Annotated in this window: 25 protein-coding genes; 7 read left to right on the top strand and 18 right to left on the bottom strand. The window is 68.0% G+C overall.

All coding sequences use genetic code 11. The annotated features are described in order from the left end of the window. Nucleotides 1-96 precede the first annotated feature (96 nt). The 4 genes from AC6LJ9_RS02565 to alaC all read right to left on the bottom strand — a co-directional run bounded on the left by AC6LJ9_RS02565 (nt 97) and on the right by alaC (nt 4644). A complete protein-coding gene (locus AC6LJ9_RS02565; protein ID WP_212318111.1) occupies nt 97-318 on the bottom strand; it encodes a YgdI/YgdR family lipoprotein in 222 nt (73 codons plus the stop codon). 243 nt (nt 319-561) lie between these two features. Beyond that, nucleotides 562-1971 carry a threonine synthase gene (gene thrC, locus AC6LJ9_RS02560; protein ID WP_498146323.1) on the bottom strand — a complete coding sequence of 470 codons (1410 nt, stop codon included), beginning with the start codon at nt 1969-1971 and terminating at the stop codon, nt 562-564. Then, complete coding sequence (locus AC6LJ9_RS02555) at nt 1968-3272, bottom strand: homoserine dehydrogenase (RefSeq protein ID WP_498146328.1); 1305 nt, start codon at nt 3270-3272, stop codon at nt 1968-1970. The genes thrC and AC6LJ9_RS02555 overlap by 4 nt, the downstream gene beginning before the upstream one ends. A 184-nt stretch (nt 3273-3456) precedes the next feature. Beyond that, nucleotides 3457-4644, bottom strand: coding sequence for an alanine transaminase (gene alaC / locus AC6LJ9_RS02550; RefSeq protein WP_212318115.1), 1188 nt, complete (start codon nt 4642-4644; stop codon nt 3457-3459). A gap of 295 nt (nt 4645-4939) precedes the next feature. Here alaC and AC6LJ9_RS02545 point away from each other — a divergent pair, with 295 nt between their 5' ends. The 3 genes from AC6LJ9_RS02545 (at nt 4940) to AC6LJ9_RS02535 (ending at nt 7630) form a co-directional block, all read left to right on the top strand. Beyond that, nucleotides 4940-5401, top strand: coding sequence for an Mth938-like domain-containing protein (locus tag AC6LJ9_RS02545; RefSeq protein ID WP_103273486.1), 462 nt, complete (start codon nt 4940-4942; stop codon nt 5399-5401). Then, entirely contained in the window at nt 5398-5862 is a 465-nt protein-coding gene (locus AC6LJ9_RS02540; RefSeq protein ID WP_103273485.1) for a peroxiredoxin, read from the top strand. Before AC6LJ9_RS02545 ends, AC6LJ9_RS02540 begins: the two co-directional genes overlap by 4 nt. A 61-nt stretch (nt 5863-5923) precedes the next feature. Next, nucleotides 5924-7630, top strand: coding sequence for a PhoH family protein (locus AC6LJ9_RS02535; RefSeq protein ID WP_498146322.1), 1707 nt, complete (start codon nt 5924-5926; stop codon nt 7628-7630). A gap of 97 nt (nt 7631-7727) precedes the next feature. Here AC6LJ9_RS02535 and AC6LJ9_RS02530 read toward each other — a convergent pair whose 3' ends face one another. From AC6LJ9_RS02530 to AC6LJ9_RS02500, 7 genes are all read right to left on the bottom strand, one after another. Then, nucleotides 7728-7859, bottom strand: coding sequence for an entericidin A/B family lipoprotein (locus tag AC6LJ9_RS02530; RefSeq protein ID WP_212319062.1), 132 nt, complete (start codon nt 7857-7859; stop codon nt 7728-7730). Nucleotides 7860-7900: 41 nt separating this feature from the next. Beyond that, nucleotides 7901-8596: a fumarylacetoacetate hydrolase family protein gene (locus AC6LJ9_RS02525; protein ID WP_498146321.1), complete on the bottom strand. Its 696-nt coding sequence runs from the start codon at nt 8594-8596 to the stop codon at nt 7901-7903. Nucleotides 8597-8746: 150 nt separating this feature from the next. Then, the gene (locus tag AC6LJ9_RS02520; protein ID WP_498146320.1) at nt 8747-9058 is read right to left on the bottom strand and encodes a Dabb family protein; all 312 of its coding nucleotides are present in this window, start codon (nt 9056-9058) and stop codon (nt 8747-8749) included. Continuing rightward, entirely contained in the window at nt 9058-10935 is a 1878-nt protein-coding gene (locus AC6LJ9_RS02515) for an ABC transporter permease (RefSeq protein ID WP_498146319.1), read from the bottom strand. The genes AC6LJ9_RS02520 and AC6LJ9_RS02515 overlap by 1 nt, the downstream gene beginning before the upstream one ends. A gap of 12 nt (nt 10936-10947) precedes the next feature. Further along, complete coding sequence (locus AC6LJ9_RS02510; protein ID WP_212319053.1) at nt 10948-11640, bottom strand: ABC transporter ATP-binding protein; 693 nt, start codon at nt 11638-11640, stop codon at nt 10948-10950. Continuing rightward, nucleotides 11640-12401, bottom strand: coding sequence for an ABC transporter ATP-binding protein (locus tag AC6LJ9_RS02505; protein ID WP_498141808.1), 762 nt, complete (start codon nt 12399-12401; stop codon nt 11640-11642). Before AC6LJ9_RS02505 ends, AC6LJ9_RS02510 begins: the two co-directional genes overlap by 1 nt. Before the next feature lie 11 nt (nt 12402-12412). Further along, nucleotides 12413-13192, bottom strand: coding sequence for an SDR family NAD(P)-dependent oxidoreductase (locus AC6LJ9_RS02500; RefSeq protein WP_212319049.1), 780 nt, complete (start codon nt 13190-13192; stop codon nt 12413-12415). A 306-nt stretch (nt 13193-13498) separates the two neighbouring features. Between AC6LJ9_RS02500 and AC6LJ9_RS02495 the strand changes: the two genes are divergently transcribed. From AC6LJ9_RS02495 to AC6LJ9_RS02480, 4 genes are all read left to right on the top strand, one after another. Then, complete coding sequence (locus AC6LJ9_RS02495; RefSeq protein ID WP_212319047.1) at nt 13499-13897, top strand: cupin domain-containing protein; 399 nt, start codon at nt 13499-13501, stop codon at nt 13895-13897. A gap of 140 nt (nt 13898-14037) precedes the next feature. After that, the gene (locus AC6LJ9_RS02490) at nt 14038-15249 is read left to right on the top strand and encodes an ABC transporter substrate-binding protein (RefSeq protein ID WP_498146318.1); all 1212 of its coding nucleotides are present in this window, start codon (nt 14038-14040) and stop codon (nt 15247-15249) included. Beyond that, complete coding sequence (locus tag AC6LJ9_RS02485; protein WP_498146317.1) at nt 15246-16013, top strand: SDR family NAD(P)-dependent oxidoreductase; 768 nt, start codon at nt 15246-15248, stop codon at nt 16011-16013. The genes AC6LJ9_RS02490 and AC6LJ9_RS02485 overlap by 4 nt, the downstream gene beginning before the upstream one ends. A 12-nt stretch (nt 16014-16025) precedes the next feature. After that, nucleotides 16026-16862 (top strand): IclR family transcriptional regulator, encoded by an 837-nt coding sequence (locus tag AC6LJ9_RS02480; RefSeq protein WP_212319042.1) that lies wholly within the window; start codon nt 16026-16028, stop codon nt 16860-16862. On the opposite strand, the gene ppa is transcribed toward AC6LJ9_RS02480, so the two are convergent. Genes ppa through AC6LJ9_RS02445 form a run of 7 tightly spaced genes read right to left on the bottom strand, consistent with a single transcriptional unit; the run spans nt 16863 to nt 22890 of the window. Next, a complete protein-coding gene (ppa, locus tag AC6LJ9_RS02475) occupies nt 16863-17393 on the bottom strand; it encodes an inorganic diphosphatase (protein ID WP_103273472.1) in 531 nt (176 codons plus the stop codon). A gap of 31 nt (nt 17394-17424) precedes the next feature. Further along, on the bottom strand, nt 17425-19035 hold the full coding sequence (locus tag AC6LJ9_RS02470; RefSeq protein ID WP_498146316.1) for a heme biosynthesis HemY N-terminal domain-containing protein: 1611 nt from the start codon (nt 19033-19035) through the stop codon (nt 17425-17427). Nucleotides 19036-19040: 5 nt separating this feature from the next. After that, nucleotides 19041-20264: a uroporphyrinogen-III C-methyltransferase gene (locus AC6LJ9_RS02465; protein ID WP_498146315.1), complete on the bottom strand. Its 1224-nt coding sequence runs from the start codon at nt 20262-20264 to the stop codon at nt 19041-19043. A 37-nt stretch (nt 20265-20301) separates the two neighbouring features. Beyond that, on the bottom strand, nt 20302-21111 hold the full coding sequence (locus AC6LJ9_RS02460) for a uroporphyrinogen-III synthase (RefSeq protein ID WP_498146314.1): 810 nt from the start codon (nt 21109-21111) through the stop codon (nt 20302-20304). Then, nucleotides 21111-22055, bottom strand: a complete 945-nt coding sequence (gene hemC, locus AC6LJ9_RS02455; protein WP_498146313.1) for a hydroxymethylbilane synthase — start codon at nt 22053-22055, stop codon at nt 21111-21113. Before hemC ends, AC6LJ9_RS02460 begins: the two co-directional genes overlap by 1 nt. Before the next feature lie 6 nt (nt 22056-22061). Then, on the bottom strand, nt 22062-22184 hold the full coding sequence (locus AC6LJ9_RS02450) for a hypothetical protein (protein WP_255414623.1): 123 nt from the start codon (nt 22182-22184) through the stop codon (nt 22062-22064). Then, nucleotides 22171-22890, bottom strand: a complete 720-nt coding sequence (locus AC6LJ9_RS02445; RefSeq protein WP_103273468.1) for a TerC family protein — start codon at nt 22888-22890, stop codon at nt 22171-22173. Before AC6LJ9_RS02445 ends, AC6LJ9_RS02450 begins: the two co-directional genes overlap by 14 nt. Between the last annotated feature and the right edge of the window lie 41 nt (nt 22891-22931).

Below are 22931 nucleotides of genomic sequence, written 5' to 3'. Positions count from 1 at the left end.
CAAAGCCCCGGCCTGGCCGGGGCTTTGTCATTGGGGCTGCGTCATCGAGACGGGCCGGTCAAGGCCAGGCCATCGAGGCGCGAACGGCGTCCATGCCTACTTCACTTCCTCGATCGACTTCACGTCGTCCTTGTTGATCTGCACCTTGCGGCCGTCCTTCTCATACTCGTAGGTGCCCGTCTTCTTGTCGTATTCGGGCTTGTCGGACGTCACGGTCGAGCTGCCGTCTCGCTGGTTGATCACCGAAGGCGAGGAGCAGCCGGCCAACACCGCGAATCCGGTCATCGCCAGAGCCAGGGCCATGTTCTTGATCTTCATGAGCGTGTTCTCCGAGAATGGCTAGAACATTCACTCTAACGTCCCGAACGCGCTCCGCCGGTGACGGGATGTGGCGAAAATGCATACGAACGTAATACCCGTTCGACGCCCCGGGACTACCGCGTTTCCTTGCATTTCCCCAGGGGAAACGCCAGAAAAAACCCCTCGCGGGACGCGCCCGGGAGGGGTTTTCAAGGACTTACATGCCGCAAGCAGCCATTACAGGACCGGCAGCATCGGGCATCACATCTTGGCGTGGGCCTCGAGGTAGCGCCGCACGGCGGCCGCGTCGCAGTCCATGACCTCGACGCGCTGCGGCAGCGATTCCAGGTCCGCCAGATTGCCCGGCGGCGGGGCCGGACGGCCCAGCGCTTCCTCGATGGTCTCGGAGAACTTGGCCGGCAAGGCGGTTTCCAGCACCAGCATCGGCACGCCCGGCTCGACGAACTCGCGCGCGACCTTGACGCCGTCGGCGGTGTGCGGATCGACCAGCACGCCGGACTCGTCGTACACCGAGCGGATGGTGGCCAGGCGGTCGGCGTGGGTGCTGGCGCCCGACACGAAGCCGTAGCGCGATTCGAACTCGGGCTTGAGCGCCGACAGGTCGAACGAGCCGTCGCGCGCCAGGCCGGCCCACAGCGCCTGCACGCGGGCCGGGTCGCGGCCCACCAGATCGAACACGAAGCGCTCGAAGTTGGACGCGCGCGAGATGTCCATGGACGGGCTGGACGTGGCGTAGGTCTGCTCGGCCGGACGCGGACGGTAGACGCCGGTGCGGAAGAACTCTTCCAGCACGTTGTTCTCGTTCGTGGCCAGCACCAGGCGGCGCACCGGCAGCCCCATGCTGCGGGCGATGTGGCCCGACAGGATGTTGCCGAAATTGCCCGAGGGCACCGCGAACGAGACCTGGTCGCCGGCCTTGGACGTGGCGCGCAGCCAGCCGTGGAAGTAGTACACCACCTGGGCGGCGATGCGCGCCCAGTTGATGGAGTTCACGGCGCCCAGGCGGTAGCGGGTCTTGAAGTCCAGGTCGCCGGCCAGGGCCTTGACGATGTCCTGGGCCTGGTCGAACACGCCGCGCACGGCGATGTTGTGGATGTTCTCGTCCTGCAGCGAATACATCTGCGCGCGCTGGAAGGCGCTCATGCGGCCGTGCGGCGACAGCATGAACACCGACACGCCGCGCTTGCCGCGCAGCGCGTACTCGGCCGCCGAACCGGTATCGCCGGAGGTGGCGCCCAGGATGTTCAGCGTGGCGCCGCGCTTGCCCAGCACGTATTCGAAGACCTGGCCCAGGAACTGCATGGCCATGTCCTTGAACGCCAGCGTCGGGCCTTCCGACAGGCCCAGCAGCGACAGGCCGCCGGCCAGCGGGCGCAGCGGCACGATGTCCTCGCTGCTGAACACCTGCGTGTTGTAGGCCGCGCGCGTCAGGCGGCGCAGGTCCTCGACGGGGATGTCGGTCGCGAACAGCGACAGCACCTCGAACGCCAGGTCGGCGTACGACAGGCCGCGCCAGGACTCCAGCGTCTGCGCCGACACCTGCGGCAGTTGCTCGGGCACGGCCAGCCCGCCGTCCGGCGCCAGGCCTTCGAGCAGGATGTCCGAGAATTCCAGCGCGGCCATGCCGCCACGTGTGGAGATATATTTCATATCAGGTGCTCCACGCGCAGGCGCGTCACCTTCGAGCGCACGAATGGCAGCGACTCGATGCGTTCGATGGCCTGGTTGACATTGCCTTCCAGCGCCTCGTGCGTCAGGAAGATGATGTCGGCGCCGCCGATGCTGGACGGCTGCTGGATCATCGAACCGATCGAGATCGAACGGTCGGCCAGCAGGCGCGCGATGTCGGCCAGCACGCCCGGCTGGTCGTCCACGCGCAGGCGCAGGTAGTACGAGGTGCTGACCTGCTCGATCGGCAGGATCGGCGTGTCGGACATGGCGTCGGGTTGGAAGGCCAGGTGCGGCACGCGGTTGCCCGGGTCGGCCGTATGCAGGCGGGTCACGTCGACCAGGTCGGCCACCACGGCCGAGGCGGTGGGCTCTTCGCCCGCGCCCTGGCCGTAGTACAGCGTCGGGCCCACGGCGTCGCCCTTGACCAGCACGGCGTTCATCGCGCCCTCGACATTGGCCAGCAGGCGCTCGGCCGGCACCAGCGCGGGATGCACGCGCAGCTCGATGCCCTCGGCGCGGCGCTTGGTGATGCCCAGCAGCTTGATGCGGTAGCCCAGGCGCTCGGCCAGCTCGATGTCCTCGGCGGCCAGCTGCGAGATGCCTTCGATGTAGGCGCGGTCGAACTGCACCGGCACGCCGAAGGCCAGCGAGGCCAGCAGGGTCAGCTTGTGCGCCGCGTCCACGCCCTCGACATCGAAGGTCGGGTCGGCTTCGGCGTAGCCCAGGCGCTGCGCCTCGGCCAGCACGTCGGCGAAAGGCAGGCCGCGCGTGCGCATCTCGGACAGGATGAAATTGGTGGTGCCGTTGATGATGCCGGCGACCCACTGGATGCGGTTGGCGGTCAGGCCTTCGCGGATGGCCTTGATGATGGGGATGCCGCCAGCCACGGCGGCCTCGAAGGCCACCATCACGCCGCGCTCGTGCGCGGCGGCGAAGATCTCGTTGCCATGCTTGGCCAGCAGCGCCTTGTTGGCGGTGACCACGTGCTTGCCATTGGCGATGGCCTCGAGCACCAGCTCGCGGGCCAGCGTGTCGCCGCCGATCAGCTCGACCACGATGTCGATGGCCGGGTCGCGCACCAGCGCGTGCACATCGGTATCCACCGGCAGCGTATCGCCCACGCGCGAGCGCGCCTTGGCCACGTCGCGCACGGCGGCGCGGGTCACTTCAATGCGGCGGCCGGCGCGGCGCGCGATTTCCTCGGCGTTGCGCGACAGCACCGTCCAGGTGCCGCCACCGACCACGCCCAGGCCCAGCAGGCCGACTCTCATGGGATTCATCGCGGCGCCTTCGGCGGGCGGGCGTTGAGGGGAATTCATTGTATTTCTCCAATATGCTCAGCAGACCAAGACCCACGTCGCGACTGGCAGCAGCCGTCCCTCCAAGATCGGGATGCCGCGGAGCCGGCTTTGCCGGTCCGCAGGCATGCCCCTGGGGGAAAGCGCGCAGCGCTTCGGGGGGGCCCTACTTCAGCAGTCCGTCTTTACGGAACATGTCCTTGATGCCGCGCACCGCCTGGCGGGTGCGCTGCTCGTTTTCGATAAGAGCGAAGCGCACGTATTCGTCGCCGTACTCGCCGAAGCCGATCCCGGGGGAAACGGCCACCTTCGCATCCGACAGGACACGCTTGGAGAATTCCAAAGAGCCCATCGCCCTGTAGGGTTCGGGGATCTGCGCCCAGATGTACATGGACGCCTTGGGAATCTCCACATTCCAACCTGCTTCATGCAGACCGCGCACGAGCACGTCGCGGCGGCTTTGGTATTGGGCCACGATCTCGTTGACGCAGTCCTGCGGGCCGTCCAGCGCGGCGATGGACGCCACCTGGATCGGCGTGAACGTGCCGTAGTCGTGATAGCTCTTGATGCGCGCCAGCGCGCCGACCAGCTCGCGGTTGCCGACCATGTAGCCAATGCGCCAGCCCGCCATGTTGTAGCTCTTGCTCATCGTGAAGAACTCGACGGCGACATCGCGCGCGCCGGGCACCTGCATGATGGACGGCGCCACGTAGCCGTCGAAGGTGATGTCGGCGTAGGCCAGGTCATGCACGACCAGGATGTCGTGTTCCTTGGCCAGCGCCACCACGCGCTCGAAGAACGACAGGTCCACGCACTGCGCGGTGGGGTTGCTGGGAAAGCCCAGCACCATCATCTTGGGCTTGGGAATGGACTCGCGCACGGCGCGCTCCAGTTCCTCGAAGAAATCCACGCCCGGCGTCATGCGCACCGAACGGATGTTGGCGCCGGCGATGACCGCGCCGTAGATGTGGATGGGGTAGCTGGGATTGGGCACCAGCACGGTGTCGCCGCGGTCCAGCGTGGCCAGCATCAGGTGGGCCAGGCCTTCCTTGGAGCCGATGGTGACGATGGCCTCGGAATCCGGATCCAGCTCCACCGCGTAGCGGCGCTGGTACCAGTCACAGATGGCCTTGCGCAGGCGCGGGATGCCCTTGGACACCGAGTAGCCGTGCGTGGTCGGGCGGGTGGACGCTTCCACCAGCTTGTCGACGATGTGCTTGGGGGTCGCGCCGTCCGGATTGCCCATGGACATGTCGATGATGTCTTCGCCGCGCCGCCGGGCCGCCATCTTGAGCTCGCCGGTAATGTTGAAAACGTACGGGGGCAGGCGCTCAATGCGGGAGAACTTCCTCATGATGGGAATCCTTAGGGGGCGAGGGGGCGAAAAAATCCAGGGCGCGGATGCGCTTGGGTGAAAACGGGACCGCAGGCCGCGCGCGGACACGATTGCAGCGCAGCAAAACCCTGTAATCTAGCGCAAGCGCGCCCAGGCGGCAAATGGCGCAAAAACGGGGCCTGCTCCCCCGTTTTTCCCAGGGAACCGCCGGCCCCGGCCGACCCATCCCGATCCGGTCCGGCGACCGTGGATACCCTGCAACATGCAGTCATTCCGATGCGCTATCATCGGGTACACCAAGCCGGAGTTTTTATTGAAGCTGCATACCGATCCTGCGACGGCCGCCCTGAATACCGTCACCGCTTACGGTGATGGCTACATCGAGGTCAACCAGGTACGTTTTTCCTCCTCGGTCGCTTTCGGACCCGAAGGCGAAGTCACCACCTGGCCCGTGCAGTCGCCGGCCGACATCACCTCAGCCCTGCTGCACCAGGCCGCCGGAATGGTCGAGCCCGTGCGCGACCCGCTGGCCTTCCTGGACGAACCCGAAGCCGCCCCCGGCCGCCCGGCCAACGCGCCCGAGGTGCTGCTGGTGGGCACGGGCGCGCGCCAGCGTTTCCTGCGTCCCGAGGTCTTGCGTCCCCTGTTGGCCATCGGCGTCGGCGTGGAAGTGATGGACACCCACGCGGCCTCGCGCACCTACAACATCCTGATGGCGGAGGGCCGGCGCGTGGTCGTCGCCCTCATCCCCCCGAACGGAGATTCCCCCGAATGACGCCGAGCATAGGCAAACCCGCCCCGCTGTTCACTGCCGAGAGCACCATCGGCCCGATCAGCCTGGAGCAATGCCAGGGCCGCGCCGTGGTCCTGTATTTCTACCCCAAGGACAACACCCCTGGCTGCACCACCGAGAGCCAGGATTTCCGCGACCTGCACGCCGAGTTCCTGTCGGCCAGCGCGGTCGTGGTCGGCATCTCGCGCGACTCGCTGAAGTCGCACGAGAATTTCAAGGCCAAGTACGAGCTTCCTTTCCCGTTGATCTCCGACGCCGACGAAACCGTCTGCAACCTGTACGGCGTCATCAAGCAGAAGAACATGTACGGCAAGCAGGTGCGCGGCATCGAGCGCAGCACCTTTCTGATCGACGCCTATGGCGTGCTGGTGCAGGAGTGGCGCGGGGTGAAGGTCCCGGGCCACGCCAAGGAAGTCCTGCAAGCCGCCAAAAGCATCGGTTAGCCGTGCGAGCAAGACCCGTCAGGCGCCATAGCCAGCCGGCCCACACTGGAGAGTGACTCATATGCCGCTTCCGAAGTTGCCTACCCGCCCCGCAGCTATCCTGACCTTCCCCTCGGGCGAGAACGCCCGGGCGCAGGCCCGCAGCCCCAAGACCGCCGCTGCGCGGTCCAACACGCAAGCCGCCCTTGCCGAGGACGACGACGACCTGCTGGTCCAGCCCGAGCTGGACGGCATGGCCGCCCCGGCCGCCCGCGGCAAGTCCCAGATTCCCGCGCCCGCCCGCCAGGTGCCGCCGCCCGCCCCCGCGGCGCCGGCCGCCCGCGCCGAGCGCCCCGTCAAGGCCGCCCCGGCGCCGGCCAAGCGCGCCAAGCCGCGCGCGCAGAACGCGCCGAGCAAGCTGTTCGTGCTGGACACCAACGTGCTGCTGCACGATCCCAGCTCGCTGTTCCGCTTCGAAGAGCACGACATCTTCCTGCCGATGATGACGCTGGAAGAGCTGGACCACCAAAAGAAGGGCATGCCCGAAGTGGCGCGCAACGCGCGCCAGGTCAGCCGCTCGCTGGACGCGCTGGTGCAGGACGCCAAGCAGCTGGACGACGGGCTGGAGCTGTCGGCGCTGGGCAACAAGGACGCCACCGGCCGCCTGATGTTCCAGACCACGGCCATCCACAGCACCCTGCCCTCGGACCTGCCCATGGGCAAGGCCGACAACCAGATCCTGGGCGTGGTGCGGGCGCTGCAGGAAAAGTACCCGCAGCGCGAGGTCGTGCTGGTGTCGAAAGACATCAACATGCGCCTGAAGGCCCGCGCGCTGGGCATGGCGGCCGAGGACTACTACAACGACCACGTCCTGGAAGACTCGGACCTGATGTACTCGGGCGTGATGCAGCTGCCCGAAGACTTCTGGAACAAGCACGGCAAGAACGTCGAATCCTGGCAACAGGGCGGCACCACGTTCTACCGCATCAACGGCCCGCTGTGCGCGCAGTTCGTGGTCAACCAGTTCGTCTACTTCGAAGGCCAGATGCCGCTGTACGCGCAGGTGCGCGAGGTCAGCGGCAAGACGGCGGTGCTGGCCACGCTGCGCGACTACACCCACGGCAAGAACAATGTCTGGGGCATCACCGCGCGCAACCGCGAGCAGAACTTCGCCATGAACCTGCTGATGAACCCGGAATGCGACTTCGTGTCGCTGCTGGGCCAGGCGGGCACGGGCAAGACGCTGCTGGCGCTGGCCGCCGGCATCACCCAGGTGCTGGAGACCAAGCGCTACACCGAGATCATCATGACCCGCGTCACGGTGCCGGTGGGCGAGGACATCGGCTTCCTGCCGGGCACCGAAGAGGAAAAGATGCTGCCCTGGATGGGCGCCCTGGAAGACAACCTGGACGTGCTGAACATGGGCGAAGGCGAAGGCAACGGCGATTGGGGGCGGGCCGCCACCATGGACCTGATCCGCTCGCGCATCAAGGTCAAGTCGCTGAACTTCATGCGCGGCCGCACCTTCCTCAACAAGTACCTCATCATCGACGAGGCGCAGAACCTGACGCCCAAGCAGATGAAGACGCTGGTCACGCGCGCCGGCCCCGGCACCAAGGTGATCTGCCTGGGCAACATCGCCCAGATCGACACGCCCTACCTCACCGAGGGCAGCTCGGGCCTGACCTTCGTGGTCGACCGCTTCAAGGGCTGGCCGCACGCGGGCCACGTCACGCTGCAGCGCGGCGAGCGCTCGCGGCTGGCGGACTACGCGGGCGACGTGCTCTGACCTCGCGTTCCGCCTGGCAACAAAAAAGCCCCTTGAGCGATCAAGGGGCTTTTTCTTTGGGGCCGCGTCCCGGAGAACGGGCGCGGCGGCCGCCGGCTTACTTCTCGGCGGCGTTGGTGATGGCGCTGCCGGCCCGCGACACGTCCTTGCCCATGCCCGCCATGGTGTTGCACCCGGCGAGCACGAAACCGAACACCACGAAGGCGGTCAACACGATCTTCCCGCGCATGCTGGAACTCCTGATCAAATAAAAGGGAAACGGCGCCCAGCTTAAACGATCTGCACGCGCAGTTCGCCCAGGCCCTCGATGCCGCCCGTGATGACATCGCCCTTCACGACGGCGCCCACGCCCTCGGGCGTGCCGGTGAAGATGATGTCGCCCGGCTGCAGCTCGAACAGGCCCGACAGGTAGGCAATGCTTTCCGGCACGTTCCAGATCATCTGCGAGATGTCGCTGGATTGCTTGCGCTGGCCGTTCACGTCCAGCCAGATGGCGCCCTTGTCCAGCGTGCCCACGGCGCTGCGCGGATGGATCGGACCCAGCGGCGCGGACTGGTCGAAGGCCTTGCCCACTTCCCAGGGACGGCCCTGCTTCTTCATTTCGCCCTGCAGGTCACGGCGCGTCATGTCCAGGCCCAGCGCATAGCCCCAGACGCAGTCGTTGGCCTGCTCGACCGGGATATCGCGGCCGCCCTTGCCCAGCACCACGACAAGCTCCATCTCGTAATGCAGGTTGGAGGTCTTGGGCGGGTAAGGCATCTTGCCGGTTTCGCCGTCAGCCACGTTCAGCACGGCGTCAGCGGGCTTGCAGAAAAAGAACGGGTCTTCGCGGCCGGTGAAGCCCATTTCCTTGGCGTGCTCGGCGTAGTTGCGGCCGACGCAATAGACACGGCGCACCGGAAAGCGCGCGTTGCTGCCGACGACGGGAACCGAGGTCTGCGGGGAAGGAGGCAATACGTAGTCCATGCTGACTCAACCTATGACGAGCGCGCGGCCGGGTATCGGCGCGCGGGTGACGGAACCTGAGGAAATGGCCGCCGCCCCGCTCTTGGGCTACAGCGGGGCGGCGCGCGAAACATCCGGAAGTTTATCCCTTTCCGGCCATGGCGGAAGCGCTCATGCGGGCGGCTTGAACCCAGGGATATCCCCATCGAACACCACCAGCCGATCGATGAAACCGGCCATGTAGGCCTTCATTTCCTGGTGCGCGGGCGAGACCTGGTAGCGGTCGTGCGCCGCGCTGTCGGGAAACGCGGCGACCACCGCATGCGTCAGCCCGTCGGCGCGCGAGGCCTCGTTGGCGCGGAAGGCATAGGCCGCGACGCCATCGCATTCGGCCAGGACGCGGCGGCAATAGCCCTGCACCCGTTCGTGGAAGCGCGCGTCCGCGTCGGCGGACAGGCTCAGCATGACGACATGAAGAAACATCAGGACTCCTTTCTGGATCGGGTTGCGGCCAGCCACAGGCGCGAGACCAGGCCCATGATGCCGTCGCGCAACAGCAGCACGCACAGCACGAAGATGGCGCCCTGCACGATCAGCACCCAGGACCCCAGCGGCGCCAGGTAGTTCTGCAGGGACACGAAGGTGAAGGCGCCGGCCAGCGGGCCGAAGACGGTGCCGATGCCGCCCAGCAGCGCCATCAGCACCACTTCGCCGTTGGCGTGCCAGTGCACATCGGTCAGCGAGGCCACGCCGAACACCAGCACCTTCAGGCCGCCGGCCAGCCCGGCCAGCGAGGCGGACAAGGTGAAGGCCAGCAGCTTGTAGCGCGACGTGGAATAGCCCAGCGAGCGCGCGCGCTGCTCGTTGTCGCGCACCGAGCGTATGACCTCGCCAAAGGGCGAGTTCAGCACCCGCAGCACGAAGGCGTAGCCCAGCGCGAACACGGCCAGCGTGAAGTAGTACATGGGCATGACGCCGTCCAGGTCCCAGATCCCGAACAGCTTGCCGCGCGGCACGCTTTGCAGGCCGTCCTCGCCGCCGGTGAAGCCGGCCTGCACGGCGATGAAGTACACCAGCTGCGACAGGGCCAGCGTGATCATGGCGAAGTAGATGCCTTGCCGGCGGATGGCGATGGCGCCGAAGGCCAGCCCCAGCAGCCCGCCGGTCAGCGCCCCCGCCAGCAGCCCCAGCTCGGGCGTGGCGCCCAGCAGCTTCATGACGATGCCGGTGGCGTAGGCCGCCGCGCCGAAGAAGGCCGCGTGGCCAAAGGACAGCAGCCCCACATAGCCCACCAGCAGATTGAACGCCGCCGCGAACAGCGCGAAGCACAGCACCTTCATCAGGAACGTGGGATAGACGAACCAGGGCGCGGCCAGCGCCAGCACCGCCAGCGCCGCCATGGCCAGGCGCATGGCGCGCCGGCCCAGCTGCACCGGTTCGCGCGTGGCCTCGGCGGCCAGCACGTTCTGCACCTGCAAGGGCTTGCCGAACAGGCCCGCCGGCTTGCACAGCAGCACCAGCACCATGATGATGAAGATCGCCAGGTTGGCGGCCTCGGGGTAGAACACCTTGGTCAGCCCCTCGATCACGCCCAGGCCGAAGCCGCTGACGATGGCGCCCATGATGGAGCCCATGCCGCCGATCACCACCACCGCGAACACGACCACCACCAGGTTCGAGCCCATCATCGGACTGACCTGGTAGATGGGCGCCGCGATCACGCCGGCCACCGAGGCCAGCGCCACGCCCAGCGCATAGGTCAGCGTGATGAGCAGCGGCACGTTGATGCCGAACGAGCGCACCACCACCGGATTCTCGGTGGCCGCGCGCAGCATCGCGCCGATGCGGGTCTTTTCCATCAGCGCCCAGACCAGCAGGCACAGCGCCAGCGACACCAGCACGGCCCAGCCGCGATACCAGGGCAGGAACATGAAGCCCAGGTTGATGCCGCCGGTCAGCGCCTTGGGGATGGTGTACGGCAGGCCAGACACGCCATAGGCCTGCCGCAGCCCGCCTTCGATCAGCAGCGCGATGCCGAAGGTCAGCAGCAGCCCGTACAGGTGATCCATGCGGTAGGTGCGCGAGATCAGCAGCCGTTCCGTCACGACGGCGAAGACGGCCATGATGAGCGGCACCAGCACCAGCGCCGCCCAGTAGTTCACGCCCACGTAGTTCAGCAGCATCCAGGCCAGAAAGGCGCCCGCGGTGTACTGCGCGCCGTGGGCGAAGTTGATGATGTTCAGCAAGCCGAAGATCACCGCCAGGCCGATCGACAGCAAGGCGTAGAAGGAACCATTGATGAGGCCGAGCAACAGCTGGCCGAAGAGTGCCGTGGATGGCACGCCAAATATTTCGAACACGGAAATCTCCCCTCAGACACCCAGGCGGCGCGCGATCCGGTCCGGATCGTTGCGCGCCTCGTCGGCCGACATCTGGTCGACCACGCGGCCATGCTCCATCACGTAATGGCGGTCGGCCACCTTGGTCGCGAAGCGGAAGTTCTGCTCGACCAGCACGATGGTGAAGCCGCGCTGCTTGAGCGTGCGGATGGCCTGCCCGATCTGCTGCACGATGACCGGGGCCAGGCCCTCGGTCGGCTCGTCCAGCAGGATCAGCTGGGCGCCGGTGCGCAGGATGCGGGCGATGGCCAGCATCTGCTGCTCGCCGCCGGACAGGTTGCCGCCCGAGCTGGCGCTGCGTTCGCGCAGGTTCGGGAACAGCGCGTAGATCTCGTCCAGCGTCATGCCGCCGTCGGCCAGCCTGGGCGGCAGCATCAGGTTCTCGGTCACGTTCAGGCTGCGGAACACGGCCCGCTCTTCCGGGCAATACACCACGCCCAGGCGCGGGATGCGGTGCGGCGCCATGGCGATGGTTTCCTGGTCGTTCAGGCGGATCGAGCCGCTGCGCTTGTCCAGGATGCCCATGATGGCGCGCAGCGTGGTGGTCTTGCCGGCGCCGTTGCGGCCCAGGATGGTGACCAGCTCGCCGCGCCGGACCTCGATGTCCACGCCGTGCAGCACATGCGATTCGCCGTACCAGGCGTTGAGCTTGTTGATGGACAGCATCAGTGCGCCTCCTCTTGCGCGCCCATGTAGGCGGTGATGACGCGCTCGTCGCGCGACACGGCGGCGTAGTCGCCCTGGGCCAGCACGGCGCCGCGCGCCAGCACGGTGATGGTGTCGGACAGGTCCGCGACCACGGACAGGTTGTGTTCCACCATGAGGATGCTGCGCTTGGCCGACACGCGCCGGATCAGCGCCGCGATGCGCGCTACGTCCTCCTGGCCCAGGCCGGCCATGGGCTCGTCCAGCAGCATGATCTCCGGGTCCAGCGCCAGCGTCATGGCGATCTCCAGCGCGCGCTTGCGGCCATAGGGCAGCAGCGCGGCGATGGTGTCGGCCTGGTCATCCAGCCCGACGGCGGCCAGCAGTTCCAGCGCGCGCGCGTTGAAGCGGTCCACGCTGCGGCGGCTGCGCCAGAAGCGCATGCCGTCGCCATGCTGGCGCATCAGCGCCACGCGCATGTTCTGCAGCACGGTCAGGCCCAGGAACACGGCCGAGATCTGGAACGAGCGCACGATGCCCAGCCGGGCGATCTGCTCGGGCGCCAGCGACGTGATGTCGCGGCCCCGGTAGCGGATCTCGCCCTCGTCCGGCGAGAGGAACTTGGTCAGCAGGTTGAAACAGGTGGTCTTGCCGGCGCCGTTCGGGCCGATCAAGGCATGGATGGAGCCTTCCCGCAGGGCCAGCGACACGCCGTCGACGGCGCGAAAGCCGCCGAAGCGCTTGACCAGCCCCTGGGCGGACAGCACGTTTTGTTCGCTCATGGCGGCCTCCCCTACATGCGCGCCAGCAGGCCGCCGTCGATCGCCAGCACCTGGCCGTTGACGAAGGCCGCGCCCGGCGAGGCCAGGTACACCACCGCCGGCGCGATATCGTCCGGCTCGGCCCAGCGTCCGGCCGGCACCGCCGTGGACAGGAAGGACTGGAACTGCGGATTGTCCTGCAGCCCCTGCGTGAAGTCGGTGCGCACGAAGCCTGGCGCCAGCGCGTTGCAGGTGATGCCGCTGCCGCCGTATTCCACGGCCAGCGCTCGCGCGAAGGCGGCGATGGCGCCCTTGGCCGTCGCGTAGGCGGCGATGTTGGGCATGGTGGCCTGCCCGGCCACGGACGACATCAGCACGATGCGGCCGAAGCCGCGCCGGACCATGCCTGGCAGCGCCGCGCGGGCGCAGTTGAAGGCGCCGTTGACGTGCACGTTCTGCAGCGCCTGCCATTCGGCCGGCGTCATCTCGACCACGGGCTTGCGGTTCTGGTTGCCGGCGTTGCTGACCAGCACGTCGGGCGCCCATCCGGCCGCCTCCAGCTCGCGCAGCGCGGCCGCGACGGCCTCGCCGTCGGCCACGTCGAACGGCGCGCCCTGCGCCTGAATGCCCGCCGCCCTCAAGCGTTCGCAGGCCGCGTCGCAGGCCTGCGCGGACAGGTCGTTGACGACCACTTTCGCCCCGGCCTGGCCCAGCGCCTGGGCAATGGCGTACCCCAGTCCCCGCGCCGCGCCCGTCACCAGCGCCACGCGCCCCCCCAGCCCGAAAGCCTGGTCCAGATAGTCATTCTTCAAGCTATGTCTCCTTGTATGGAGCCCACCCTCGAAGCGCTACGCGCTTGCCCCAGGGGGCGCGACAGCGGACCGGCCAAGCCGGCTCCGCGCGGCCCCGATGGAGCGGCGCCCAACACCTGTGACGCTGCTGCCCGAGGATGAGCATTGTTCGCCGGATCTTTATTCCTGCCGTGTCCGGTCATGCCTGCCGTCTGTTCTTCGACAAATCGGCGTTGACATAAATCTCAATATACGCGACTATTTTTAAACACTCAATAACAAGATTTTTGGTTTATCTTCCATAACGAGTTCTGGCTAGGAGACAACATGGCCCTCGAAACCCCCGGCTGCCCGGCAGCCAACGCGCTGCCGCCACTGGCCTCGCGCTTCCTGAAAGTCGATGAACTACCCTGGAAGCCCACGCAGGTCGAAGGCATCGACATGAAGGTGCTGATGCAGGACAAGGAAAGCGGTCTCCTGACCGCCCTGTTCCGCTGGCAGCCCGGCACCGAGCTGCCGCTGCACGAGCACGTCGAGGTCGAGCAGACCTATGTGCTGGAAGGCGCGATCGTGGACGCCGAGGGCGAGGTCAGCGCCGGCAACTACGTGTGGCGCCCGCGCGGCAACCGCCACGTGGCGCGCGCGCCGCAGGGCGCGCTGGTGCTGAGCTTTTTCCTGAAACCCAATCTGTTCATCGAGGGCTACGCCGGCCAGACGCTGGAGTAACCCTTGTTGTTCCGACCGCCCGGCACAGGGCGGCGGATCCGGCCATGACCGGCCGGCGCGCGGGCTTGCCGCCATCGTTTTCCGCGACAGGCAAGACGCGCGACGGCCACAAGGCATCGCACCCCCAAGAGGAGACAAACATGAAGCAAGCTTTCAAACAGACCCTGGCCGCTTGCGCGCTGGGCGCGCTGGCCTGGTCCGCCCAGGCCCAGGTATCGGACGACGTGGTCAAGATCGGCGTGCTGGGCGACCAGTCCGGCATGATGGCCGACCTGTCCGGCAAGTACGGCGTCGAGGCCGTGAAGATGGCGGTCGAGGATTTCGGCGGCACCGTGCTGGGCAAGCCGATCGAGGTGATCTCGGCCGACCACCAGAACAAGGTGGACATCGGCGTGGCCACGGCCCGCCGGTGGTACGAGAACGACAAGGTCGACCTGATCCTGGACGTGCCCAACTCCGCCATCGCGCTGGCGGTGCAGGACCTGACGCGGCAGATGAAACGCGTGGTGATCTTCACCAGCGCCGGCTCGGCCGACCTGACCGGCAAGGCCTGCTCGCCCAACGGCATGCACTGGACCTACGACACCTATGCCTACGCCACCGGCGTGGCCAGCGGCGTCATGGACGACGGCGGCAAGAGCTGGTTCTTCATCACGTCCGACTACGCCTTCGGCCACTCGCTGGAACGCGACGCGATGGCGGTGGTCAAGAGCAAGGGCGGCCAGGTGCTGGGCAGCGTGCGCCATCCCATCGCCAATGCCGACTTCTCGTCCTTCCTGTTGCAGGCGCAAGCCTCCAAGGCCGAGGTGATCGGCCTGGCCAACGGCAGCGGCGACACCATCAACAGCATCAAGCAGGCCTTCGAGTTCGGCATCATGGGCGGCAAGCAGCGCGTGGCCGCGCTGTTCATGAGCATCGTCGACGTGCGCAGCGTGGGCCTGGAGTACGCCCAGGGGCTGAACCTGGTCGAGCCGTTCTACTGGGACCTGAACGACCAGACGCGCGTCTGGTCCGAGCGCTACTTCAAGCGCACCGGCCGCATGCCGTCGATGGTGCAGGCCAGCAACTACAGCGCCGCCATGCACTACCTGAACGCGGTCAAGGCAGCGGGCACGGACGCGTCCGAAGCCGTGCTCAAGAAAATGCACGACACGCCCATCAACGACTTCATGACCGAGAATGGCCGCATCCGCGAAGACGGCCGCGTGATGCGCGACCTGTACCTGTTCAAGGTGAAGTCGCCGGCCGAGTCCAAGCGCGACTGGGACTACTACAACCTGGTGCGCAAGATCCCCGCCGAGCAGGCCTTCCGTCCGCTGGCGCAGGGCAACTGCCCACTGGTGAAGCAATGAGCGGGGGCGTCCCGCAACTGCTGGCCGGCAAGCGCGCCGTCGTCACGGGGGGCGCCAACCCCCGTGGCATCGGCGCGGCCATCGTCCGACTCTTCATCGAGCATGGCGCGACGGTGGCCGTGCTGGACCGCGACTATCCGGACGATGACGCCGGCCGCCCGCAAGGCGGCGGCCCCGTGACGTTGCATTGCGACGTGTCCAGCGGCGCGTCCTGCGAGGCGGCGATGGCGCGCGCGCAAGACGCGCTGGGCGGCATCGACGTGCTGGTCAACAACGCCGGCATCGTCGCCGCCACCCGCATCTGGGACCTGCCCGAGGACGAGTTCCGGCGCATGGTGGACGTGAACCTGACCGGCACCTACAACGTCACCCGCGCCGCCCTGCCCGCCCTGCTGGCCAGCGATCGCAAGCCGGCCATCGTCAACCTGGGTTCCACCGCCGCGCTGCGCGGCGGCGGCTTGCTGGGCGGCTCGCACTACGCCGCGTCCAAGGGCGGAGTCATCAGTTTCACCAAGGCGCTGGCCCGCGAACTGGGCCCGCGCGGGGTGCGCGCCAACTGCGTCGCGCCCGGCATCATCGAGACGGACATGACGCTGGGCAAATTCGGCGAAAATTGGGAAACAGAACTCAAACAAGGCATTCCGCTACAACGCTTCGGCTCACCCGCCGAAGTCGCCCAGGCCATTCTCTTCCTGGCATCGGACCTGTCCTCGTATTCCACCGGCATCGTGGTCGACGTCAATGGCGGCTTCCACATTCACTAGGCGCGCGCAGCAATGAGCACTCCAGATCGCATGTTGTCCATCCTCGACCTGTTCCGCGACGACACCACCGCCGCATTCCAGGAAGACGTCATGGAGCATCTGGAGTGCTCGCGCGCGACCGCGTACCGCTACCTGAAGTCGCTGACCGAAAGCGGACTGCTGGCGCCGACCTCGGGCGGCGCCTATGTGCTGGGCTCGCGCATCATCGAGCTGGACCGCCACCTGCGCCAGCACGATCCGCTGATGCGCGCGGCCCGCGACGTGATGCGCGCCGCCGGCGACGAGCTGCACGCCAACCTGATGCTGTGCAGCTACTACGGCGACAAGGTCATGTGCGTGGACCGCTACTGGACCGACGACTCCATCGAATCGAGCTACGCGCGCGGCCGGCCCTTCCCGATGTTCCGAGGCGCCACGGCCAAGCCCATCCTGGCCAACCTGCCGCCCTACCAATTGCGCAACCTGATGCTGTGGCACGCGGCCGAGATCCGCGAGGCCGGCCTGGGCGAGGACTGGGATGAATTCCGCGCCAACCTGAAGCAGCTGCGCGCCGCCGGCGTGTGCGTCTCGCACGGCGAGGTCGACCGCGGCCTGATGGGCATCGGCGCGGCGATCTTCAGTCCCGACCAGAAGGTGGTCGGCAGCCTGGTGTTCATCGCCTCGCAGGCGCGCACCACGGCGCAGCGGCTGGAAGCGCTCAAGACCCGCATCCAGGCGGCGGCCGCCCAGGTGTCCGAGAATCTGCTGGCCCCGCAAAGCAACGGCGCGGCGGCGATCGGCATCATGCCGTCGCGGCCGCGCCGCATGCGGACACGGACCGGCGCGACGCCGGCCCGGACCAAACCCTGATCAGGCCTTGTTGTGGCGCTCGGCGCTCTTGAGGATTTCCTCGTGAGCGGCTGCTACGCCCTTCCAGCCCTTGACCTTGACCCACTTGCCCTTTTCCAGGTCCTTGTAGTGCTCGAAGAAGTGCTGGATGCGGGAGATGTCTTCCGTCGGCAGATCTTCGTAGGACTTGATGTTGCGGTACGGGGGGTAGAGCTTTTCGATCGGCACGGCCAGCAGCTTGGCGTCGCCGCCCGACTCGTCGTCCATTTCCAGCACGCCGATGGCGCGGCAGCGCACCACGGCGCCGATCTGGATCGGGAACGGGGTCACGACCAGCACGTCGGCGGGGTCGCCGTCTTCCGACAGGGTCTGCGGGATGTAGCCGTAGTTGCACGGGTAGTGCATGGCCGTCAGCATGAAGCGGTCAACGAAGATCGCGCCCGTTTCCTTGTCAACCTCGTACTTGACCGGGTCGGCGTTCATGGGGATTTCGATGATGACGTTGAAGTCTTCCGGCAGCTTCTTGCCAGGGGAGACGCGATCGAGGCTCATGGTTCAACCTTGTGAGTGTCTGAGAAAATGATCAATGCGCGCCGTCGTTCTTGAACGGCGGCTTGGTGTCGGGCACGGGAGCAGCCGGGGCGGCCGCGGGCTTGGCGGCCACTGGCGGCGCCGGCGCGTATGTGGGCACCGGGTCCTCGAAAGCGGCCGCCGGCAGCGGCGCGCTGTCGAAATACTCGTCGAAGTCGCTGGTGCCGCCTGCGAGCGGCGCGTCTTCGGGCGCCAGCGCGCGGTCGCGCTGTTCCTTGCTGACGCGGGCGTCGGGATCCAGCACATAGTCGGCGGCGACCGCGGCGGGCGGCAGGGCCGCGTAGCCGGAGACCGGGCCGGTGTCGTCGTCCAGGTCGGCGAGGCCCACCGCATAGCCGCCCTCGGCGTCCACGCGGTAAGGATCGGAACCCGTATCGGCGGCCGGCAGCGCGGCGTCGGTGGCCAGCACCGGCAGCGCCATGCTGGCCGCCGTCGCCAGGCGCCAATGGCGCACGGCGTCGGCCGGACGCTCGAGGCGGTCGTACAGGCTGCCCAGCAGCGCGTGGGTCTGCGCGTCGTTGCGGCGGCTGACGCTGCGCAGCAGATAACGCTCGGCCTGGCCCCACAGCTGGCCGTTCAGGCACAGCATGCCCAGGGCCGTCAGCAGCTCGGGATCGGTCGGGCGCGATTGCAGCCAGGTCTCGGCGCGCGCCAGGCGGCGCGACACCTGCGAGCCGTCGCAGCGGGCATACGCGGCGACCAGCGCGGGATTGAACTTCACGGCGATCGCGGCTTCCAGCACGCGGGCGGCCTCGCCCGCCTCGCCCGCCGCTTCGAAGGCGGCGGCGCCAGCCAGCGCGATCTCGGGCAGCAGGCGCTCTTCGGCCTTCAGGTCCTTCCAGATCGCGCGCCAGCCGTCGTTGGCGGCCGCGGCGCGCAGCCTGGCGGCGCCGGAGGCGTCGATCAGCTGATCGGCTTCCTGGCGCGGCAAGGCATTGCGGCGCACCAGCGCGCGCGCCAGCGAGAACATCTGGTCATGATGATTCAGCGCCGCATGCGCGCGCAGCAGCAGGCGCATGGTGTGCAGATGGCGGGCCCCGCCATCGGCCAGCGGCGCCAGCACGGCCAGCGCGCGCTCGGCGCGGCCCTGATCCAGCAACATGTCGGCGGACACGGTGGCGGTGGCTTCAAGCAGGCCGGGGTCGGTGCCGGCGTGTTCCTGGGCACTGGCCAGGAAACGATCACGGCGGTCAAACTCGCTCAAGCCATGCGCCGCGCGCGCCGACGACAAGGCGGCCAGCACGCGGCGCGCCTGCACCTTGGTCTGGTCGAGCAGGCGGGTCAGGTCTTTCTCGGCTTGGGAATAGCGGCCTTCCAGCAGGCTGATCCAGCCGCGCTCAAGCAGTTCGTGGTCGCGCGCCTGGGCGCGCTTGCCGCGCCAGACCCGCACGCGGTCGGGAATGGCCAGCAGCCAGGCCAGCACGCGCAGGCCCACGTACAGCACGACGAAGCCGGCGACGATCAACAGCACCGCCAGCGTCAGCGACATCTCGATGCGCCACGGCCATACCAGCAGCAGCACATTGCCCGAATGCGAGCGCAGCACCACCGCCAGGGCAACGGCGACGACGGCGAGCAGCAGGGTCCAGAACCAGGTACGCATAGGCCTCAGTCCTGCCCGCTGGTCTTGAAGCCGGCGGCGCGCAGGGCGGCCACGGCGTTCAGGCTGTCGGCCACGTCGGGCATGCGCACGGCGATGTCGGTCTGGGCCAGTTCGCGCGCCACGTTCTGGGCGGCGACGGTATCGGGCGAGCGGCCATCGAAATACTTGGCCAGCGCGCTGCCGACATGGTCGAGCTCGCCCTTCCAGACGGCGGGCTGGCGCATCAGCATGGCCAGTTGCACGGTCAAGAGGCGCTGGCGCAGCGTGCCGCGCAATTGGTCGGCCTGTTCGGTCGACAGCAGCAGCGCGGCGGGTTCGTCCACGCGCTGGATGGTGATCAGGCCGCCCAGCTCATGCGCCAGGGCCGAGCCGGCGCGGCCGGGCCAGGAGGCAATCTCGGCGCGCCAGCGCTGCCACCAGGGCGCGTCGGCCGGCAGGCCGGCCTGCGGATCGACGGCGGGCGCCGAAGCGGCCACGGGCTGGCCGGCGGGCACCACGGCTTGCGCGGCCACGTCCGGCACCAGCAGCGGCGCCTTGCTGATCAGCACGCTCAGGCGCTCGATGCGGGCGGCCTGGGCGGGAATGTCGACGGTGGAGACCGCACGCAGGCGGTCCAGGTCGCCGTTGATGGCCTGTTGCAGGCTGGAGAAACGCGGACGGTCGGCGCGCGCCAGGCGCGACTGGGCGGTTTCCAGCGCGACGATGGCGTTGGAGACGTTGCCGGCCAGGCGCAGCTGCTGGTTGGCCAGCGTCAGCAGGCGTTCGACGTCGTTAGCCAGCAGTTCGTCGCTGGCGCTGTCGTTGAAGTTCTGCCAGGCCTGCTGCAGCGCGTGATACTGGCTCTGGGTCTCGCGCACCGTGTCTTCCAGCTCGCCCAGGCGGCCGGCCTGGGCTTGCGCCAGGGCCAGCGCTTCGCGCGTGTCGCGGCGCGCCTGCGCCAGATCGGAGGACAGGGTGTCGATGCGCTGGGCGACTTCGCGCCCGGCGCTCATGAATTGCGTGCGTTGCTGCCACAGCGCATAGCCCAGGCCGGCGGCCAGCGCGATGGCGATGGTCAGGGCGGTGAGCATGGGGCCGTTGCCGCGCTTGGCCGGACGGACGGCGGAGGCGGTGGAACCTGCCGTGGTGGAACCAGCCGGTGCGGAACTGGCCGGAGCCGACGCGGGCGCGCCGGCGCCCTGGGGGGCCGCCTGGACGGCCGGATCGGTAGCGGGAGTCTTCTCTGTCATGACGCGATTGTATTCGGTGTTGGTCCGAAGCAACGAATCAAGCGGCAACAAATGCCTGGAAAATCGAGTCGTCGTTGGGCAAGCAGATTTTTACCATCGTCGCGCCGCCCTCGTCATGACCAGGGCGGCCGACGCGCCTGGCCAACGACGGATGCGTCAGCACGAAACCGCAGGCCGCCCACCAGGCTTCCAGGCCGGCGGCCCGCAGATTGGCAAGCGCGGCGTCGGCGCCCTCCCCGCTGGTGATGAGCCAGGTGGCGGGAAGGCCGGCTTCGGCCCTGCGCTTGAGCGGCGCCAGCGACCGCGCCTCCCAGACCGCGGGCTGCCGATCATAGGCCGCGTGGCGCGCCACCCGCACGCCATGCGCGGCCAGGGTGTCGCCCAGCCAGTCGCGCCCCTGCGTGCCGCGCACCAGCAAGGTGCGCGCGGGCAGCGCGGGCAGGCCCTGCAGCACGGCCCACAGGGCTTCGGAATCATGGCTGGGCGCGTCGGCCGGCGGATGCAGGACTGTTGTATTCGCGCCAAAGCCGGACAGCTCGCGCAAGCCTTGCGCGCTGGCCGGGCCGACGGTGGCGGCGATCACGGCCTGGGGCCACGAGAAGCCGCCGCGCGCGCGCGCCAGCTGGTCCAGGTACAGGCGCGCCGCGTTGCCGCTGACGAAGACCACCATGTCGTAGTCTTCCGGGACGGGCAGCCCGTCCAGGCAGTCCAGCGGATGGATCTCCAGCGCAGGCAGCACGCAGGCTTCCCAGCCGGCCGCCCGCAGGCGCGCGGCCAGGGCCTCGTTGCGCCCCGAGGGCCGCGTCAGCACCGCGAGCGGCGGCATGGCGGCGCTGGGGGCGGCCATCACTCGGGCCGGTCGTCTTGCAGCAGTTCTTGGAGGATGGCGGCCGCGCCCGCGTCCAGCAGTTCGCGGGCGGCCGCCACGCCGATCGCCTCGGCCTCGACCGCCGGGCCGCTACGTTCGGCGCGCACCATGCGCACGCCATCCGGCGAAGCCACCAGCGCGCGCAGCGACAGCGCATCGCCGTTCAGTTCGGCGAAGGCGGCCAGCGGCACCTGACAGGAGCCGCCCAGCTCGCGCGACACCGCGCGTTCGGCCAGCACGCAGGCGCGCGTGCCCGCGCTGACCAGCGGCGCCAGCCAGGCGCGCATGTCGTCGCGGTCGTCGCGGATCTCGATGCCCAGCGCGCCCTGGCCCGCGGCCGGCAGGCTGTCGGCCGGATCGAGCAGGCTGCGGATGCGCCCGCCCAGGCCCAGGCGTTCCAGGCCGGCGGCGGCCAGCACGATGGCGTCGTAATCGCCGCGGTCGAGCTTGCCGAGTCGGGTGTCGAGGTTGCCGCGCAGCGGCTTGACGACCAACTGCGGATGGCGCGCGCGGATCTGCGCCTCGCGACGCAGGCTGGACGTGCCGACGACGGCGCCCGCCGGCAGCTCGGCCAGCGTGGCGTAGGTGTTGGAGACGAAGGCGTCGCGCGGGTCGGCGCGCTCGAGCACGGCGCACAGCTCGAACGGGGCCTGCAGATCGACCGGCACGTCCTTCAGGGAGTGCACGGCCAGATCGGCGCGGCCGTCGAGCAAGGCGGTTTCGAGTTCCTTGACGAACAGGCCCTTGCCGCCCACCTTGGACAGCGTGCGGTCCAGGATCTGGTCGCCCCGGGTCGTCAGGGTGAGGAGTTCAACCGCGCACGCCGGATACAGCGTGCGCAGCCGGTCGCGCACATGCTCGGCTTGCCACAGGGCAAGCCGGCTGGCGCGGGTCGCAATGACCAGGCGTTGCGGTTGGGACACGAGTCATCAAACGAAATTGGAGACGATGACCGTCGCAACCACGCCGATGATGGCCAGCACGAACAGGCCCTGAAGCAGGCTCAGGCCCGATTCGGATTGCTGGGGGTCGACAGTCCTACGCAGACTCATGTGCGGATTCCTTGCTTGCGGTTTTGCGGCTGGCCAGCCAGCGGCCAAGGCCGACCACGACCAGCGCGCCGATGATTTCAGCCGCGATTTTAACCGCAGTCGGCTGCTCGCCGAATTGATTTACGACAACCACGTCCGTGATCAGCATGCCACCGGCGATCCAGCCCAGCAGCGCGGCGCCGAAGGTAACGACCAGCGGATAGCGGTCGATGAGCTTGAGCACCAGGGTGCTGCCCCAGATGATGATGGGCACGCTGACGATCAGGCCGAACACGACCAGGCCGATCTGGTGGTCGGCGTGCGCGTTCTGGGCGGCGCCGGCGATGGCGATGACGTTGTCCAGGCTCATCACGAAGTCCGCGATGATGATGGTCTTGACGGCGGCGGCGATGGAGGTGCCGCCCTTGATGTTGCCATGCGCGTCATCCTCGGGGACCAGCAGCTTGACGCCGATCCAGACCAGCAGCAGGCCGCCGACGACCTTCAGGAAGGGAACAGCCAGCAGCGTGAGGGCGAAGGCGATCAGCACGACGCGCAGGATGATGGCGCCCGCGGTGCCCCACAAGATGCCCTGCATGCGTTGCTTGGGTTCCAGGTTGCGGCACGCCAGCGCGATGACCACGGCGTTGTCGCCGCCGAGCAGGATGTCGATGAGGATGATCTGGAATACCGCTGCCCAACTCAGCGTCTGGAAAAACTCAAGCACTTTGAACCCCCGAAGGATTATTTGCAGACAAAAGAATAGCC

Source organism: Achromobacter sp. 1011811831 (assembly GCF_059760905.1).
This window is presented reverse-complemented; position numbering and strand designations above follow the sequence as displayed.

Coding starts and splice junctions, on each gene's coding strand:
- AC6LJ9_RS02565 (WP_212318111.1), bottom strand. CDS start 318: ATGAAGATCAAGAACATGGCCCTGGCTCTGGCGATGACCGGATTCGCG.
- thrC (WP_498146323.1), bottom strand. CDS start 1,971: ATGAAATATATCTCCACACGTGGCGGCATGGCCGCGCTGGAATTCTCG.
- AC6LJ9_RS02555 (WP_498146328.1), bottom strand. CDS start 3,272: ATGAATCCCATGAGAGTCGGCCTGCTGGGCCTGGGCGTGGTCGGTGGC.
- alaC (WP_212318115.1), bottom strand. CDS start 4,644: ATGAGGAAGTTCTCCCGCATTGAGCGCCTGCCCCCGTACGTTTTCAAC.
- AC6LJ9_RS02540 (WP_103273485.1), top strand. CDS start 5,398: ATGACGCCGAGCATAGGCAAACCCGCCCCGCTGTTCACTGCCGAGAGC.
- AC6LJ9_RS02535 (WP_498146322.1), top strand. CDS start 5,924: ATGCCGCTTCCGAAGTTGCCTACCCGCCCCGCAGCTATCCTGACCTTC.
- AC6LJ9_RS02530 (WP_212319062.1), bottom strand. CDS start 7,859: ATGCGCGGGAAGATCGTGTTGACCGCCTTCGTGGTGTTCGGTTTCGTG.
- AC6LJ9_RS02525 (WP_498146321.1), bottom strand. CDS start 8,596: ATGGACTACGTATTGCCTCCTTCCCCGCAGACCTCGGTTCCCGTCGTC.
- AC6LJ9_RS02520 (WP_498146320.1), bottom strand. CDS start 9,058: ATGTTTCTTCATGTCGTCATGCTGAGCCTGTCCGCCGACGCGGACGCG.
- AC6LJ9_RS02510 (WP_212319053.1), bottom strand. CDS start 11,640: ATGCTGTCCATCAACAAGCTCAACGCCTGGTACGGCGAATCGCATGTG.
- AC6LJ9_RS02505 (WP_498141808.1), bottom strand. CDS start 12,401: ATGAGCGAACAAAACGTGCTGTCCGCCCAGGGGCTGGTCAAGCGCTTC.
- AC6LJ9_RS02495 (WP_212319047.1), top strand. CDS start 13,499: ATGGCCCTCGAAACCCCCGGCTGCCCGGCAGCCAACGCGCTGCCGCCA.
- AC6LJ9_RS02490 (WP_498146318.1), top strand. CDS start 14,038: ATGAAGCAAGCTTTCAAACAGACCCTGGCCGCTTGCGCGCTGGGCGCG.
- AC6LJ9_RS02485 (WP_498146317.1), top strand. CDS start 15,246: ATGAGCGGGGGCGTCCCGCAACTGCTGGCCGGCAAGCGCGCCGTCGTC.
- AC6LJ9_RS02480 (WP_212319042.1), top strand. CDS start 16,026: ATGAGCACTCCAGATCGCATGTTGTCCATCCTCGACCTGTTCCGCGAC.
- ppa (WP_103273472.1), bottom strand. CDS start 17,393: ATGAGCCTCGATCGCGTCTCCCCTGGCAAGAAGCTGCCGGAAGACTTC.
- AC6LJ9_RS02470 (WP_498146316.1), bottom strand. CDS start 19,035: ATGCGTACCTGGTTCTGGACCCTGCTGCTCGCCGTCGTCGCCGTTGCC.
- AC6LJ9_RS02465 (WP_498146315.1), bottom strand. CDS start 20,264: ATGACAGAGAAGACTCCCGCTACCGATCCGGCCGTCCAGGCGGCCCCC.
- AC6LJ9_RS02460 (WP_498146314.1), bottom strand. CDS start 21,111: ATGGCCGCCCCCAGCGCCGCCATGCCGCCGCTCGCGGTGCTGACGCGG.
- AC6LJ9_RS02450 (WP_255414623.1), bottom strand. CDS start 22,184: ATGAGTCTGCGTAGGACTGTCGACCCCCAGCAATCCGAATCGGGCCTG.